General features: G+C 66.2%; 15 protein-coding genes. 11 read left to right on the top strand and 4 right to left on the bottom strand.

What is annotated here, in order from left to right:
* Nucleotides 1-286 precede the first annotated feature (286 nt).
* Nucleotides 287-1,684 carry a PLP-dependent aminotransferase family protein gene (locus NCCP436_RS00505; RefSeq protein ID WP_220801835.1) on the bottom strand — a complete coding sequence of 466 codons (1,398 nt, stop codon included), beginning with the start codon at nucleotides 1,682-1,684 and terminating at the stop codon, nucleotides 287-289.
* 233 nt (nucleotides 1,685-1,917) lie between these two features.
* Here NCCP436_RS00505 and ehuB point away from each other — a divergent pair, with 233 nt between their 5' ends.
* The 4 genes from ehuB (at nucleotide 1,918) to ehuA (ending at nucleotide 4,967) form a co-directional block, all read left to right on the top strand.
* Nucleotides 1,918-2,763 (top strand): ectoine/hydroxyectoine ABC transporter substrate-binding protein EhuB, encoded by an 846-nt coding sequence (gene ehuB, locus NCCP436_RS00500; protein WP_220801834.1) that lies wholly within the window; start codon nucleotides 1,918-1,920, stop codon nucleotides 2,761-2,763.
* A gap of 64 nt (nucleotides 2,764-2,827) precedes the next feature.
* Nucleotides 2,828-3,487, top strand: coding sequence for an ectoine/hydroxyectoine ABC transporter permease subunit EhuC (gene ehuC, locus NCCP436_RS00495; RefSeq protein WP_220801833.1), 660 nt, complete (start codon nucleotides 2,828-2,830; stop codon nucleotides 3,485-3,487).
* On the top strand, nucleotides 3,484-4,146 hold the full coding sequence (ehuD, locus tag NCCP436_RS00490) for an ectoine/hydroxyectoine ABC transporter permease subunit EhuD (protein ID WP_220801832.1): 663 nt from the start codon (nucleotides 3,484-3,486) through the stop codon (nucleotides 4,144-4,146). The genes ehuC and ehuD overlap by 4 nt, the downstream gene beginning before the upstream one ends.
* A gap of 41 nt (nucleotides 4,147-4,187) precedes the next feature.
* Nucleotides 4,188-4,967 carry an ectoine/hydroxyectoine ABC transporter ATP-binding protein EhuA gene (ehuA, locus tag NCCP436_RS00485; RefSeq protein ID WP_259651422.1) on the top strand — a complete coding sequence of 260 codons (780 nt, stop codon included), beginning with the start codon at nucleotides 4,188-4,190 and terminating at the stop codon, nucleotides 4,965-4,967.
* Nucleotides 4,968-5,066: 99 nt separating this feature from the next.
* Here ehuA and NCCP436_RS00480 read toward each other — a convergent pair whose 3' ends face one another.
* Nucleotides 5,067-5,333: a PilZ domain-containing protein gene (locus NCCP436_RS00480; protein WP_220801831.1), complete on the bottom strand. Its 267-nt coding sequence runs from the start codon at nucleotides 5,331-5,333 to the stop codon at nucleotides 5,067-5,069.
* A 296-nt stretch (nucleotides 5,334-5,629) separates the two neighbouring features.
* On the opposite strand from NCCP436_RS00480, the gene NCCP436_RS00475 reads away from it, so the two are divergent.
* From NCCP436_RS00475 to NCCP436_RS00445, 7 genes are read left to right on the top strand one after another with little or no spacing between them, the layout of a single operon-like run.
* The gene (locus NCCP436_RS00475) at nucleotides 5,630-6,649 is read left to right on the top strand and encodes a 3-oxoacyl-[acyl-carrier-protein] synthase III C-terminal domain-containing protein (RefSeq protein WP_220801830.1); all 1,020 of its coding nucleotides are present in this window, start codon (nucleotides 5,630-5,632) and stop codon (nucleotides 6,647-6,649) included.
* Entirely contained in the window at nucleotides 6,646-7,644 is a 999-nt protein-coding gene (locus tag NCCP436_RS00470; RefSeq protein ID WP_220801829.1) for an NAD(P)-dependent oxidoreductase, read from the top strand. Before NCCP436_RS00475 ends, NCCP436_RS00470 begins: the two co-directional genes overlap by 4 nt.
* A complete protein-coding gene (locus NCCP436_RS00465; RefSeq protein ID WP_220801828.1) occupies nucleotides 7,641-8,495 on the top strand; it encodes an MBL fold metallo-hydrolase in 855 nt (284 codons plus the stop codon). Before NCCP436_RS00470 ends, NCCP436_RS00465 begins: the two co-directional genes overlap by 4 nt.
* A complete protein-coding gene (locus NCCP436_RS00460) occupies nucleotides 8,482-9,837 on the top strand; it encodes a F390 synthetase-related protein (RefSeq protein ID WP_220801827.1) in 1,356 nt (451 codons plus the stop codon). The genes NCCP436_RS00465 and NCCP436_RS00460 overlap by 14 nt, the downstream gene beginning before the upstream one ends.
* Entirely contained in the window at nucleotides 9,825-10,979 is a 1,155-nt protein-coding gene (locus tag NCCP436_RS00455) for an ATP-grasp domain-containing protein (protein WP_220801826.1), read from the top strand. The genes NCCP436_RS00460 and NCCP436_RS00455 overlap by 13 nt, the downstream gene beginning before the upstream one ends.
* The gene (locus tag NCCP436_RS00450) at nucleotides 10,976-12,103 is read left to right on the top strand and encodes a GNAT family N-acetyltransferase (protein ID WP_220801825.1); all 1,128 of its coding nucleotides are present in this window, start codon (nucleotides 10,976-10,978) and stop codon (nucleotides 12,101-12,103) included. The genes NCCP436_RS00455 and NCCP436_RS00450 overlap by 4 nt, the downstream gene beginning before the upstream one ends.
* Nucleotides 12,100-13,131 carry a Rieske 2Fe-2S domain-containing protein gene (locus NCCP436_RS00445; protein WP_220801824.1) on the top strand — a complete coding sequence of 344 codons (1,032 nt, stop codon included), beginning with the start codon at nucleotides 12,100-12,102 and terminating at the stop codon, nucleotides 13,129-13,131. The genes NCCP436_RS00450 and NCCP436_RS00445 overlap by 4 nt, the downstream gene beginning before the upstream one ends.
* Nucleotides 13,132-13,150: 19 nt before the next feature.
* Here NCCP436_RS00445 and NCCP436_RS00440 read toward each other — a convergent pair whose 3' ends face one another.
* On the bottom strand, nucleotides 13,151-14,038 hold the full coding sequence (locus NCCP436_RS00440) for a lysophospholipid acyltransferase (RefSeq protein WP_220801823.1): 888 nt from the start codon (nucleotides 14,036-14,038) through the stop codon (nucleotides 13,151-13,153).
* A gap of 71 nt (nucleotides 14,039-14,109) precedes the next feature.
* The gene (locus tag NCCP436_RS00435; protein WP_220801822.1) at nucleotides 14,110-14,664 is read right to left on the bottom strand and encodes a DNA-3-methyladenine glycosylase I; all 555 of its coding nucleotides are present in this window, start codon (nucleotides 14,662-14,664) and stop codon (nucleotides 14,110-14,112) included.
* Between the last annotated feature and the right edge of the window lie 8 nt (nucleotides 14,665-14,672).

Genomic DNA, 14,672 nt, shown 5'->3' with positions numbered 1-14,672 from the left:
AGAGGCTGAATGTACTAGGACGATTTTTTATCTGGGCGTTTGTACCGCGTGGAAATCGGTGCGCATGGCGCACCCTACAGACACGTCGACCGTAGGGTGCGCCGCGTGCACCCGCTTGTAGCCTGGATGAAATCCGGGAAGCATTGGAACAAACCACTCCCGAATTTCATCCGGGCTACAAGAGCCCCTCTCCCCAACCCTCTCCCGCAAGCGGGAGAGGGGGCTAAATCCTTATACCGTCGGAGATGTTGTAGGAGCGGCTTCAGCCGCGAAACTTCTTACCGTGCTAGAAATCATGCACCTTCGGGTACTGCTCGAAGACGTCACGCACGATCCGCACGCCCTGGCGCATCTTCGCTTCACTGCATTCGGCACCGACGCACAGGCGTACCGCGCGCGGCCGCGGCATGCCCGGCGGAACGAAGGGATCGGGCAGGGTCAGCGCGACGTTGCGCCGGCGCAGCTCACGCAGCAGGCTGTCGGTATCCCAGCCTTCGGGCACGCGCAGCCAGCTGTTCAGCGAATAGGGGTGGTTGCCGATCAGGTGCTCGCCCAGTTCCTTTTCCACCAGCGCCTGCCGGTTGGCCAGCAGCTGGCGCTGCAGCTGCACCAGATCCTCGGCCTCGCCGGAATTGATCCAGCGTGTGGCGATCTCACCCAGCAGCGACGGCGCCATCCAGCTGTTGACCCGCAGGATGCTCTCGGTGCGCAAAGCCAGGCGCTTGGGCATCACCAGATAGCCGATGCGCAGACCGGTGAGCACCGACTTGGTCATGCTGGTGCAATAGAACGACAGCTCCGGTGCATAGTGGCTGAGCGGCCGCGTGACCTGCTGACCGGCCAGCAGCGGGCCGTAGACGTCGTCCTCGATGATGTACACGCCATAGCGGCGGGCGATTTCGGCGATCTCGCGGCGGCGCTCGTCGGGCATCAGCGCACTGGTGGGATTGTTCAGGTTGGGCGTGCAGACCAGCGCGGTGATGCGCTCGTTGCCACACATGTCCTCGAAATGCTCGGGATTGAGCCCGTAGCGATCCATCTCCAGGCCCTTGAGGGTGAAACCGAGCACCTGCGAACTGCCGATAGCGCCGTGGTCGGTCAGGCCTTCGCAGAGCACCACGTCGTCTGGCCCGGCCAATGTGGCCAGAGCAAGGAAGATGGCGTGGGCAGCGCCGCTGGTCAGCAACACGTCCTCGGTGCCGACATCCATGCCCAGACGCGCCAGCCAGCGCACCGCGGCCTCGCGCTGATGCTGCATGCCGGCGATCGGACGAAAGGCGTGAATCCACGGCTGGTCGACCTCCTGCGCCAACTCCAGGCAGGTCTGCCGCCACAGGCGGTCGTGGGCGTCAGTATGCAGAATGCGCGCATTGGAGAAGTCCATCAGCGCCTGCTCGGTACGGTCGAGCATGCTGGTGGCCACGCGCTCGCTGGTGCGCCTTGAAACGAAGCTGCCACGCCCCACCTCGCAGCGCACGCGGCCCTGGCGTTCCAGTTCCTTGTAGGCGTTGGTCACGGTCTGCACGCTGATGCCCAGCGCATCCGAAACCTGACGTTGCGGTGGCAACCGCTGGCCTTCGATCAGGGTACCCTGTTCGATATCGGCGGCGACCGCCTGAACCAGGAGCTTGTATTTCGACTCGCCCGGGCGCGCGTTGGCCAGGGCCTTCTTCCAGTTCTGCATCGACGGCTCTCTACTGGCGACTGTGCCCCAGCATCACGCGTGCGGGGTTGCGATTCAATTGTCCTAGTGCAATGCCGCAGCGAAAAAAGCCTTTGTATGCTTGAGCCACGGGTGGAAACAGACCTCCAAAAATGCCACCCGGCGCATAGCGCGCCAACAACGCTCTTGATTTACCTGCCTCCTAACACAGCACACCGCCACTGGCGGACTACAAGAAACAGGAGAATACCAAGATGAGTAGCGTTATCCCCTCTCGCTTCAGCCGCCTCGCGCTGACCTCCGTCCTGCTAGCCGGCTTCACGGTCTGTGCTCAGGCCTCGACCCTGGACAAGGTCAGGGACAGCAGCAGCGTACGCATCGGTTACGCCAACGAAACGCCGTTCGCCTATACCGCCCTCGACGGCAGCGTTACCGGTGAATCGCCGGAAATCGTCAAGAAGATCTTCGAGCGCATGGGCGTCGAGAAGGTCAATCCGGTGCTGACCGAATGGGGTTCGCTGATCCCCGGCCTGCGCGCCAGTCGCTTCGACCTGATCGCCGCCGGCATGTACATCACGCCCGAGCGCTGCAAGCAGGTGCTGTTCACCGATCCGCACTACCAGCTGCCCGACACCCTGCTGACCAAGGCCGGCAATCCGAAGAATCTGCACAGCTACGAAGACATCGCCAAGAGCGGTGCCAAGCTGGCGATCATGTCCGGCACGGTGAACCTGGCCTATGCCCGCAATGCCGGCATCAGCGACAGTCAGATCCTCCAGGTGCCGGACACCACCGCGCAGCTGCAGGCGGTGCGCGCCGGTCGTGCCGATGCCGCGGTCGGCACTCAGCTGACCATGAAGGGCCTGGCCGAGAAAGGCGGCAGCAGCGTGGAAGCCATCGCCGAGTTCAAGGACGATCCCGCCCACACCGGCTACGGCGCCCTGGCCTTCCGTCCGGAAGACAAGGAACTGCGTGATGCGGTCAATGCCCAGCTGAAGGAGTGGATCGGCAGCGAAGAGCACCTGGCCACGGTCAAGCCCTTCGGTTTCGACCAGTCCAACATCACCGACAAGACCGCCGCCGAACTCTGCGGCCAGTAATGAGCGAACCCCGCCACGCACCATAGTGCGTGGCACGTTTTCGAACATAGAGCGGTAGACATTCATGACCGATCTTCTTCCCCTGCTGCTGCAAGGCGCCTGGGTCACCGTGCAAGTCACCTTCTGGGGCTCGCTGCTGGCCATCGTCTCGGCAGTCATCGCCGCCCTCGGCCGGCTGTCACCCATCGCCCCGCTGCGCTGGCTGGCCATCACCTATATCGAGATATTCCGCGGCACCTCGCTGCTGGTGCAGCTGTTCTGGCTGTACTTCGTGCTGCCGATGCCGCCGTTCAACGTCGAGATGAGCGCCTACACCGTGGCCATCGTCGGCCTCGGCCTGCACATCGGTGCCTATGGCGCGGAGGTGATGCGCGGTGCCATCCGCTCGGTGGCCAAGGGCCAGTACGAGGCCTGTACCGCTCTGAACATGCGGCCATCGAAACGCTTCCTGCGCATCATCCTGCCGCAGGCGCTGCTGGCTGCGATTCCGCCCGGCACCAACCTGCTGATCGAGCTTTTGAAGAACACCTCCCTGGTGTCGCTGATCACCCTGTCCGACCTCGCCTTCCGCTCCCGCCAGCTGGATCAGGCGACCTTCATGACCCTGGAGATCTTCGCCCTGGCACTGGTGCTGTACTTCCTCATGGCGCAGGTGATCAACCTGGGCATGCGCATGGTTGAACTCCGCCTCAGCCGTGGCCGAATCCGAGGTGGCCTGCAATGAACTTCTTCGACTGGGATTTCGCCCTGAGCATCCTCCCGGACCTGCTCAAGGCCTCGCTCAATACCCTGCTGATCACCTTCGCCGGCTTCGCCATCGCCATCGTCGTCGGCCTGCTGCTGGCCATCGCCCGGCGCAGCAACCAGCTGTGGCTGTCCTGGCCGGTGGCCGGGCTGATCGAGTTCATCCGCAGCACGCCACTGCTGATCCAGGTGTACTTCCTGTTCTACGTGTTCCCCAACTACGGACTGAACCTCACCGCGCTGCAGGCGGGCATCCTCGGCATTGCCCTGCACTACGCCTGCTACACCGCCGAGGTGTACCGCGCCGGCCTCGACGCCGTGCCGCGCGGCCAGTGGGAGGCGGTGACGGCGCTGAACATGGCGCCGCTGACCGCCTACCGCAACATCATCCTGCCGCAGGCGCTGCGCCCGATCCTGCCGGCACTGGGCAACTACCTGGTGGCGATGCTCAAGGACACGCCGGTGCTGTCGGCCATCACCGTGGTCGAGATCATGCAGCAGGCCAAGAACATCGGCTCCGAGAGTTTCCGCTACCTTGAACCCATCACCATGGTTGGCCTGTTCTTCCTTGCCCTCAGCCTGGCTCTGGCCTGGTGCGTGCGGCGCATGGAAGACCGCCTGGAGGTAACCCCACGATGACCGCCTTTCTCCATTCGCCCGCCGCGGCAGAGAATTCGACCATGACCCAGCCCATCGTCCGCTTCACCGACGTGACCAAGCGTTACGGCAACTTCACCTGCCTGAACAACCTCAACCTCGAGGTGAACGAGGGCGAGAAGGTCGCCATCATCGGCCCCAGCGGCTCGGGCAAGTCCACCCTGCTGCGCGCACTGATGACCCTGGAGACCATCGACGAAGGCCTGATCATGGTCGACGGCGAGCCGCTGACCCACATGCCCGCGCGCGCTGGCCGCCTGGTGCCGGCCAGCGCCAGCCACCAGCGCAAGGTGCGCGGCAAGATCGGCATGGTGTTCCAGAGCTTCAACCTGTTCCCGCACATGAGCGCGCTGCAGAACGTCATCGAGGCTCCGGTGCAGGTGCTGGGCATGAGCAAGAAGGAAGCCACGGAACGCGCCGAGGACCTGCTGGCGATGGTCGGTCTGGGCGAGAAGCTCGGCCACTATCCCTCGCAGCTATCGGGCGGCCAGCAGCAACGCGTGGCCATCGCCCGCGCCCTGGCCATGCGGCCCAAGGTGATGCTGTTCGACGAGGTGACTTCGGCACTCGACCCCGAACTGTGCGGCGAGGTGCTCAACGTGATCCGCCGCCTGGGCAGCGAACACAACCTGACCATGCTGATGGTCACTCACCAGATGGGCTTCGCCCGCGAGTTCGCCGACCGTGTGTGCTTCTTCCACCAGGGCTGCATTCACGAACAGGGCACCCCGGAGCAGCTGTTCGGCAACCCGCAACAGGAGCGCACGCAGGCCTTTCTCAGCGCGGTCAACGAAGCGCACTGATGCACTTCAGCGGCGCCGAAGCCGGCAAAAAATCACGGCTGAAGCGCCTGCTGGAGCGTCATCCGGCATTCATTGCGCCTGCCGGTTGGGCAGCCTCGTTCAGGCTTCGCCGATAAACCGCAGGCCAGCCCCTTCGGCGTCCACGCGCATCACTTCCATCTTCAGTACCGGCGCGGGAAAGGGCAGGTCCTGCACCTGGCCGGTCACTTCCGCGCCAATCGACAGAGCCGCCATATCCGGGTGCTTCACATAGACGCCGCTGTCGGACAGGTCGCGTGTCTGCGCCAGCAGTTCACCGAAATTCGGATGGCTGATCTTGATCCGACACTTCATCGGGGTACGCACCTGCTGACGCTGGTTCGACATGACGGCTCCATGAATGGACAAGCGATGTCGCCCTTAATAACGCATTAGCGCGCAGGCGCCCAGCAAAAAGCTCAGGCGAGCCCTCGTGCTGCGCTGAGACCAGAGCAGTTTGCTACCCCGGGCACGCACACACAAAGCGCCGAATGGCGGCCGCCGCCGGATACTGACGAGCGCTCCGGGAGCAATAGCGCCCTGGCTCACGAAAAAACAGCGCAAGGCTGCATGGGGAGTAGGCTTGAACGCCCCGCTGGTTCATCATGGCGGGCTACAACCGATGCCTGAACAATGGACTGTGCATGCCAGTCGACTCCTTACCGCGCCGCATCCTGACACTGCTGGGTAGCGGCCATGCCCTGCCAGCGCAGCGCCTGAAGAGCAGCGAAATCGACCGTTCTCTCGGCCTGCCCGACGGCAGCACCGAACGCCTGAGCGGCGTACGCAGCCGCGCCGTGGCATCTGCCGCAGACACTGCCGCCGCCCTTGCCTCGCAGGCCGCGCAGAAGGCGCTGCAGGCCGCCGGGCTGACTGCCGGGGAGCTCGACTGCGTGATCGCCGCCAGCGGCACCATGGATCAGGGCATGCCCTGCAATGCCGCGCTCATCCACCGCGAACTTGGCCTGGGCGCAAGCGGCATTCCCGCCTTCGACATCAACGCCAGCTGCCTGGGCTTCATCGCTGCCCTGGATCAGATTTCCTGGGCGCTGGCAGCCGGGCGTTATCGCCGGGTGCTGCTGGTATGCGCCGATATCGCCTCCTGCGGCCTGGACTGGCAGCAGCTGCACAGCGCCGCCATCTTCGGCGACGGCGCCGCCGCTGTGGTGCTCGGGCACGATGGCGACGGGCTGAGGCTGAACATTCTCGCGGCGCAGCTGCGCACCTACTCCGAGGGCGCCACGCTGTGCCAGATCGCCGCGGGCGGCTCACGTCATCATCCGTCGCGCGGCGAGCAGAACTTCGCCGCACTGAGCCGCTTCAGCATGCAGGGCAAGGCGGTATTCCGCCTGGCCTCGACTCATCTGCCGGCATTTCTGCAATCACTGCTCGATGAGGCGGGCTTGCAGCAGGTGCAAATCGACCGGGTGGTTCCGCACCAGGCCAGTCACCTGGCGATGGAACACCTGCGCAAACGCCTGGGTTTTGCCAGCGAGCAGGTGATTGACATTTTTGCCGAGTACGGCAATCAGGTGGCCGCCTCGCTGCCGACCGCCCTCGACATCGGCCTGCGCGACGGTCGTATCGACGCCGGCCAGCGCGTGCTGCTACTCGGCACCGGCGCCGGGCTTTCGCTGGGCGGCATGCTGCTGGAGCTGCAATGAAGGTTCTGCTCACCGGAGGCACCGGCTTCGTCGGACGGCATATCGCCTGGCGCCTGGCTGCCGAGGGTTGCGAGGTGGTGTTCTGCGGCCGCAGCCGCGAGGCCGCCGATGAAGTCCTGGCCCACGCCCCTGGCGCGATGCGCTTCCTGCCCGTCGAACACGGCACGCCGCAGGCGCAGGCGGCATTGAGCGAAGCCGCCGCAGGCGCCGATGCCCTGGTGCACTGCGCCGCGCTGTCGGCGCCATGGGGCAGCGCCGAGGCGTTTCGGCGCGCCAACGTCGCCTCGACCGAGGAGGTCATTCACGCCTGCCGCTCGCATGGCATCGAGCGCCTGGTGCATCTCTCGACACCGAGCCTGTACTTCGCCTTTCAGGACCGCCTCGGCGTACGCGAGGACGATCCCCTGCCGCCCCCGGTAAACCGATATGCGCAAACCAAGGGCATGGCCGAGACGCTGCTGCGGGAAGCCGATATCGCGCAGACCGTGGTGCTGCGTCCGCGCGCCGTGTTCGGCCCATGGGACGCCACGCTGATGCCGCGCATGCTGCGTGTGATGCGCCGTGGTGCGATTCCGCTGATGCGCGGCGGGCGGGCCGAACTCGACCTGACCTATATCGACAACCTGGTCGATGCCGTCTGGCTCGGCCTCACCCGCCCCTTGCCGCGTCGCTACAACCTGTACAACGTCAGCAATGGCCAAGCGATCCGCCTCGACCATCTGCTGGAGCGCGTCGCCACGGCCTTCGCACTGCCGCTGCACACCCGCCGGCTGCCCTGGCCGCTGGTGTCCGGCGTCGCCCGCCTGTTCGAAGCCGGCGCGCATCTGAGCGGCGGCAGGGAGCCGCTGCTGACCCGCTACAGCGCCGGCGTACTCGCCTTCAGCCAGACGCTGGATACCTCGGCGATTCGCCGCGAGCTGGGCTGGCAGCCCGGTGTCGATCTCGAAGAGGGCATTCGCCGCCACGCAGCCTGGTGGCTGGAGCACAGCCGATGAGCGCATCGATCGACGTCGCCTGGCTGCGAGTCGGCAGTTGCCGCCACCTGGCCTGCATGGCTGCGCGCGGAGCCGGGCTGCATCAGGTGGACTTTCCTTCCTACTGCGCCCTGCTGCGCCACCCGACGCGCGGCTGGATGCTCTACGACACCGGCTATGCGCAGCACTTTCTCGATGCCACCGCCGTGTTTCCCGAGCGCCTCTACGGCAGCCTGTTACCGGTGCATCTCCCTGCCCACGAGTGCCTGTCGGCGCAGCTCGCCGCACGCGGCATCCGCCGCGAGGATATCGGCGCAGTGATCGTCTCGCATTTTCATGGCGACCATGTCGCCGGTCTGCGTGACTTTCCCCAGGCCCGCATCATCGCCCTGCGTACCGAGAGCGAGCATGTGCTGGCACTGCGCGGCAGACGCTGGCGCGCCACCGTGCAGGGACGGCTGCCGGGTATGCTGCCGGACGATTTCGCCACGCGCCTGGAACATGCCGACGACTGTCCGCAGCGCTCGCTGCCGGCGTGGATGGCACCCTTCACGCAAGGCTTCGACCTGCTCAGCGATGGCAGCCTGCTCGGTGTCGCGCTGCCCGGCCACAGCCACGGCCAGCTCGGCCTGTGCATCCCCGACGCCAGCGGCGGGCCGCTGCTGCTGGTGGCCGACGCCTGCTATTCGCTGCCTGCCTGCCGCGAAGGCCGCTTGCCACCGGCCCCGACCCTGTGCTTCAGCAGCAGCGGGATACGCACCTATCGCCAGACCTTCGCCGCCATCGGCGAGCTGGCCCGTCGCGAACCGTCGCTGCTGATCCTACCGTCGCACTGCGAAATCGCCGCAGAGGCATTGCATGCACGGCCTTGAGCATCTGCGCAGCCTGCTGCGGGTTGCCGGCAGCTTCATCCACAGCCGCTGGTGGCTGCGCTTCTCCGACCGGCGCCGGCTGGAGGCCTGGCAGGCGCGCCAGCTGCGGCGCTTTCTGCGTGAAACCGCGCCGCAGGCGCCGCGCCTGCGCGCCTTTCGCGGGCTGCCGCTGGAGCGCTGGCCGGAGATGGACAAGGCGCTGCTGATGAGCGAATTCGGCGCCTGCAACAGCCGCGGCATCGAGCTGCAGCCTGCTCTGGAGGTTGCGCTGCAGGCCGAACAGTCGCGGGATTTCAGCCCGCAGCTGGGCGAACTGACCGTTGGCCTTTCCAGCGGCACATCCGGCCATCGCGGGGTCTTTCTGGTCAGCCGCGAGGAACGCGAACGCTGGGCCGGCACGCTGCTGGCGCGCACCTTGCCGACAGGCCTGCTCGGCCATCTGCTGCCGTGGCGGCCGCCGCTGCGCATCGCCTTCTTCCTGCGCGCCAACAGCCGGCTGTACACCACGCTGTCCAGCCGCCGTATCGACTTCGTCTTCCATGACCTGCTGCTCGGCCTGGACGCCGCGCTGGGCAAACTCGAAGGTCAGCAGCCGCATGTGCTGGTGGCCCCGGCCACGGTGCTGCGCGGCCTGGCCGAGCTGCAGGCGAGCGGGCGCCTGAACATCGCCCCACGGCATCTGGTCTCGGTGGCCGAGGTGCTGGAGGAAGAGGATGCCCGGCGCATCGAGCAGGTGTTCGGCCGCCGCCCGGCGCAGATTTACCAGGCCAGCGAAGGCTTTCTCGGCTACAGCTGCGAGCACGGCAACCTGCACCTGAACGAAAGCCACCTGCTGATCGAGCCGCAGTGGCTGGACAACCAGCAGCGGCGCTTCCAGCCGCTGGTCACCGACTTCTCGCGCACCACGCAGATCATCGTGCGCTATCGCCTCAACGACATCCTGCAACTGGCGCCCGAGCCCTGCCCCTGCGGCCGCGCCGAACGCACCCTGGCCGCCATCGAGGGCCGCGCCGATGAAGTGCTGTGGCTGCCGGCGCTGGATGGCAGTGGCCTGCGCCCGCTCTATCCCGACCTGCTGCGCCGCGCCGTCGCCACCGCCGCCACGCAGCTGGAGCAGTGGCGCATCTGCCAGGACGGCATGGACTGGCAGCTGCAACTGCAGGCGGCGCAGCATGACCCGGCGGAGGCGGCCCTGCGTCAGGCACTGACGAGATTCTTTAAACAACAGCAGGTGCAGCCTGCAACGCTGCATGTCAGCCAATGGCAGGCGGATGCGCCCGGCGCCAAGCGCCGCCGCCTGCTGCTGCAGCGCCGCCCGGAGGAAACGCCATGCACGTACTGATCCTCGGCGCGCGGGCGCCGGCCTGTCTGGAATGGGCCCGGGCATTTGCCGCCAGCGGCTGGACCGTCAGCGTCGGCGACTCGCTGGCCTGGCCACTGGCGCGTTCCAGCCGGGCGGTGGACCATTTCGTCCGCCTGCCGGAGCCGCGCAGCAACCCGCAGGCCTGGATCGAGGCCCTGGCCGGGCGCGTTCGCCAGGACGGCATCGAGCTGATCGTGCCGACCTGCGAGGAAGCCTTCTACCTGGCCCATGGCCTGGCGCAACTGGCGCCGTTGTGCCGGGTGCTGACCAGCGATTTCGAGCTGCTGCACCGCCTGCATCACAAGGGCCGTTTCGCCGAAATGAGCCGCGGCTGGCCGCTGGAAGCGCCCGATACACGCCTGCTGCAAAGCCGCGAAGACTGCCTCGCCCTGGCCGCCGAGCACGGCGACTGGGTGTTCAAGCCGGCCTACTCGCGCTTTGCCTCACGCACCCTGATTCGCCCGCATGCGCGCGCCGTCGAGGCGTTGCGGCCGACAGCGGAGCAGCCCTGGGTCGCCCAGCGCTTCGTTGCCGGCGACGAGCACTGCAGCTTCAGCCTGCTGGTCGACGGACAGTTGCGCGCCCATGCCTGCTACCGGCCGCTGTACCGCGTCGGGCGCGGCTCGGGTATCTATTTCCAGCCGGTACGGCCGCAAGCCGTGCAGGCGTTCGTCGAGGACTTTGGCCGCGCCACCGGCTATACCGGCCAGGTCGGCTTCGACTTCATCACCGATGCCCAGGGGCGCTTTCACGTCCTCGAATGCAACCCGCGCGCAACCAGCGGCATCCATCTGTTCGGCGACCGGCCCACGGCGCTGGTGAACGCCCTGAACACGCCCGGCGAACCGCTGCTGCCGAGCCCGGCGCCGCGCATGGTGGCGCTGGCGATGCTGCTGATCGGCGCCCCGCGTCATCTCGCCAGCCGCCGCTTCTGGTCCGACTACCGCGCGGCGCGCGACGTGATCCTGCGCGGCGGCGACCTCGGTCCGCTGGCGGCGCAGCTGCTCGGTGTCGGCGAGATTGCGGTACGTGCGCTGAGGCGCCGACGCGGTCTGCTGGCAGCCTCGACAGCGGATATCGAATGGGACGGCCAGCCGCTCGATGGAGCGCCAGGGTCATGAAGCTGCTGACTGCCGACGATCCACAGCTGGCGCAGCTCGACAGCGCCGCCGCGCGTTACGTCCGCGAACATGCCGAACGCGGTATCGGCAACCTTGCCTGCGAACTGCAACTGCTCGATCTGGGCCGCTGGCAGATGCCGGTATCGATCAACCAGGGCGGCGAGCGAATCGACAACTGCTACGTGGTCTCGCCCCTGACCGCCTACAGCGGTTATGCCCGTGACGAGTTGCAGCGTCTGCCCAGCCGGCCGCTGGCGAAACTGCTCAAGCCGCTGGTCGATGGCGTCGAACGGCTGCTGCGCAGCGCCCGCATCGACCGCATCGTGCAGGTCAACAACTGGCTGCTGTCGACCAATCTGTACCCGACGCACTGGCAGGGCGAAGGACTGGAGGAGCTGACCGCACTGCTGCGCCAGCGCTTTCCGACTCATGCCTTCGGCTTTCGCTCGCTCAACCCGGCTAGCAATGGCGTACTGCTGGAACGCCTGCACGCGCTCGGCTACCTCGCCGTGCCCAGCCGCCAGATCTATCTGTTCGATGGCCGCGACGGCGCCGACAGCGCCTATCTGCGTCACCACAACTGCCGGCTCGATGCCACGCTGCTGCGGCGCAGCGGTTACCGGGTGGAGACCGGAGCAAACCTCAGCCACGCCGAGTTCGAGCGCATCGAAGCGCTCTACAACCTGCTCTATCTGGACAAGTACAGCGTTCTCAACCCGCATTACAGCGCGGCCTGGCTGGAACAGGGCCAGCGGGACGGCTGGCTCGAACTGCGCGTAATGCGCGCGGCCTGCGGGCGCATCGACGGGGTCGCCGGCTGGTTCGCCAGCGATAGCGTGCTCAGCGCGCCCATCGTCGGCTATGACACCGCACTGCCACAGCGCACCGGGCTCTATCGCCAGCTGACCCGGCTGTGCCTGGAGGAGGCGGCCAGACGCCACATGCTGCTCAACTTCAGCTCCGGTGCGGCACACTTCAAGCGCCTGCGCGGCGGTCAGCCGCAGATCGAGTACAGCCTGGTGCATATCGCCCACCTGCCACTGCGCCAGCGCCTGGTCTGGCGCACCCTGGCCGCACTGCTGCAGGGGCTGGGCGTACCGCTGATGAGGAAGCTGAAACTATGAATCCGACCGAGCAGCCTCTGGCGTACTGGTGGCCGCTGGCGACCAGCCACCAGCTCGGCACCCGCCGACCGCTGGCGCGCGTGCTGCATGGCCGGCCGCTGGTGCTGTTTCGCGAGAGTGACGGCCGCCCGGCGGCATTGCCGGATCGCTGTCCGCACCGCTTCGCGCCACTCAGCGCCGGTTGCGTGCGCGACGGTGCGGTCGAGTGCCCCTACCACGGCTGGCGTTTCGACGGCGCCGGGCAGTGCATCCGCGCCCCCGGCAGTCTCGACCAGGGCAGCACCACCAGGCTGTTGCAGCCGCTGCAGACGCTGGAGGCACACGGCCTGATCTGGGTACGCGACAGCATGCTGCCGACCCCGCCATTGCCCAATCCCAATGGCGCGGTACAGGAAGATGTGGATCAGTTCTGGATGCACGACCAGGTGCGTTGCAGCCTGCAGGAGGCGGCGGAGAACTTCCTCGACGCCTTCCATACCCATTTCGTCCACGCCGGCTGGATTCGCCGCGACGACAGGCGCCAGCGGGTGATCGCCGATATCCGCGCGCTGGAAGACGGGATCGAGGCGCGTTACAGCGAGGAGGGCAAGCAGGCCGGGCTGATCTCGCGCCTGTTCGAAGGCAGCCGCGGCGAGAGTTTCGGCCGCTTCCGCCTGCCGGGCCTGGCGGAAATCGAGTACCGCGACGCCCGCGGCCGGCTCACGCTGCTGATCAGCGCCTGGCTGATCCCTGCCGAAGCCGGTCAGTTGCAGGTGATCGCGCGCATCGTCAGCCGCCGCGGCTGGCTACCCGGCTGGCTGAAGCAGGCTGTGATGCGGCCGCTACTGGGCGTGGTGCTGCGCCAGGACAAGCGCATCCTCGAAGCCGTCAGCGCCCAGCATCAGCGTTTCGCCGACTGCGCCGGACACTGGGGGCCGGCGCAGATGCTCGACGGCCGGCAGGATCTGCTCGGCCCCTGGATTCGCCAGTTGCTGCTGCACGGCAAATTGCGGGATTTCACTGGCAAAAGGCTGGAACTGGAGCTTTAGAGCGGTTGACGCAGCCGCTTCAGTACCACTTGGCCTCGCCATCCGGACGCTTCTTGAAGCGCTTCATGCTCCACATGTACTGGCTCGGGTAGGCGCGCACGTAGCGCGAGACCACTTCGCTCATGGCCGCCACGCCTTCCTCGACGTTATCGCTGTACATGCCCTCGGGCGCCGCCTCGAGAATCACCTTGTAACCGCTGCCGTCCGGCAGGCGCAGCGCATGCAGGAACACGCCGACTGCCTTGCCACCGCTGAGCATGCCGGGGACGAACTTGCTGGTCAGGGCGGTGGTACCGAGAAAGGGCACGAACACACCCGACGAGCGACTCGGCTCGGGGTCGGCCGGAATGCCCACGGCGCCGCCCTTGCGCACTTCCTTGATGACGCTGAGGATGCCTTCCTTGGTCGATGGCGCAACGCGGTTGCCCATCTGCACGCGCTGCTTCTGCAGCAGTTCATCGACCGCCTTGAGCTTGGGCGGGCGATAGAAAATGATCGGTTTGCACTGGTTGCAGTAGAAGTGGTTGAGCACTTCCCAGTTGCCCAGGTGACTGGTGATGCCGACCACACCCTTGCCCGAGGCCAGGGCCTGCTGCAGCACCTCCAGGCCTTCCACTTCGCGGATCAGCTTGAGCGATTTCTGCGCCGGCCAGATCCAGGCACAGGCGCTCTCGGTGAGGGTCTTGCCGATGTCCTTGAGGCTTTGTCCAACCAGCTTGTCCAGTTCGGCCTCGTTCAACTCGGGGAAGCACTTGCTCAAATTGATCCGCACCACTTCGCGCGAGCCGTTCGGCAGCTTCCACATCAGCCAGCCGATGGCGTTGCCCAGCGCCTGCACTACAGGCCATGGCAGCAACGCGAACAGGCGCAAAAAGCCGACCACCAAGGCGCCCTTGAGTTTTTCCACGACAGACTCCTACCGCTCAGAAAAGCATCAATTGTAGCGGCGCAGGTCAGCCCAGTCAGTAAAGCCGGCGTTTAGCCGGCCTTCAGTTGCTCATAGCGGTCACAATCGGTTGTGTGATCCATCACCATGCCGGTGGCCTGCATGAAGGCATAGCAGATGGTTGGCCCAACAAAGGTGAAACCGGCTCTCTTCAACGCCTTACTCATGGCAGCGGCCTCCGCCGTTACCGCCGGCACCTGGCTACGTTCGCTGAAATGATTGATCTTTGGTGCGCCGCCGACAAACGACCAGAGGAAACCCGCCGGATCTTCCAGCTGCAGCCAGGCCCGGGCGTTCTGCCGCACGGCCCTGAGCTTGAGGCGGTTGCGAATGATGCCCGGATCCTGCATCAGCACCTCGATCTCGTCATCGCTCAACCGCGCCAGATGCTCGGGGTCGAAACCGTGCAGCACCTGGCGATAGCGTTCGCGCTTCTTCAGCACGGTGATCCACGACAGACCGGCCTGCGCGCCTTCGAGCAACAGCATCTCGAACAGATGCTGCGGATCGCGCTGCGGCACACCCCACTCCTCGTCGTGATAGGCCTGGTACAGGGGATCGTCGGTACACCAGAAGCAGCGGGGCATGGAAAAAG

Source organism: Pseudomonas sp. NCCP-436 (assembly GCF_019656335.1).
Taxonomy (GTDB): Bacteria; Pseudomonadota; Gammaproteobacteria; order Pseudomonadales; family Pseudomonadaceae; genus Aquipseudomonas.
This window is presented reverse-complemented; position numbering and strand designations above follow the sequence as displayed.

Excerpts from the sequence above, each read along its gene's own strand:
- NCCP436_RS00460 (WP_220801827.1), top strand. The coding sequence starts at position 8,482 with ATGCACGGCCTTGAGCATCTGCGCAGCCTGCTGCGGGTTGCCGGCAGC.
- NCCP436_RS00465 (WP_220801828.1), top strand. The coding sequence starts at position 7,641 with ATGAGCGCATCGATCGACGTCGCCTGGCTGCGAGTCGGCAGTTGCCGC.
- NCCP436_RS00470 (WP_220801829.1), top strand. The coding sequence starts at position 6,646 with ATGAAGGTTCTGCTCACCGGAGGCACCGGCTTCGTCGGACGGCATATC.
- NCCP436_RS00455 (WP_220801826.1), top strand. The coding sequence starts at position 9,825 with ATGCACGTACTGATCCTCGGCGCGCGGGCGCCGGCCTGTCTGGAATGG.
- NCCP436_RS00480 (WP_220801831.1), bottom strand. The coding sequence starts at position 5,333 with ATGTCGAACCAGCGTCAGCAGGTGCGTACCCCGATGAAGTGTCGGATC.
- ehuB (WP_220801834.1), top strand. The coding sequence starts at position 1,918 with ATGAGTAGCGTTATCCCCTCTCGCTTCAGCCGCCTCGCGCTGACCTCC.
- NCCP436_RS00445 (WP_220801824.1), top strand. The coding sequence starts at position 12,100 with ATGAATCCGACCGAGCAGCCTCTGGCGTACTGGTGGCCGCTGGCGACC.
- ehuC (WP_220801833.1), top strand. The coding sequence starts at position 2,828 with ATGACCGATCTTCTTCCCCTGCTGCTGCAAGGCGCCTGGGTCACCGTG.
- ehuD (WP_220801832.1), top strand. The coding sequence starts at position 3,484 with ATGAACTTCTTCGACTGGGATTTCGCCCTGAGCATCCTCCCGGACCTG.
- NCCP436_RS00505 (WP_220801835.1), bottom strand. The coding sequence starts at position 1,684 with ATGCAGAACTGGAAGAAGGCCCTGGCCAACGCGCGCCCGGGCGAGTCG.
- ehuA (WP_259651422.1), top strand. The coding sequence starts at position 4,188 with ATGACCCAGCCCATCGTCCGCTTCACCGACGTGACCAAGCGTTACGGC.
- NCCP436_RS00475 (WP_220801830.1), top strand. The coding sequence starts at position 5,630 with ATGCCAGTCGACTCCTTACCGCGCCGCATCCTGACACTGCTGGGTAGC.
- NCCP436_RS00450 (WP_220801825.1), top strand. The coding sequence starts at position 10,976 with ATGAAGCTGCTGACTGCCGACGATCCACAGCTGGCGCAGCTCGACAGC.
- NCCP436_RS00435 (WP_220801822.1), bottom strand. The coding sequence starts at position 14,664 with ATGCCCCGCTGCTTCTGGTGTACCGACGATCCCCTGTACCAGGCCTAT.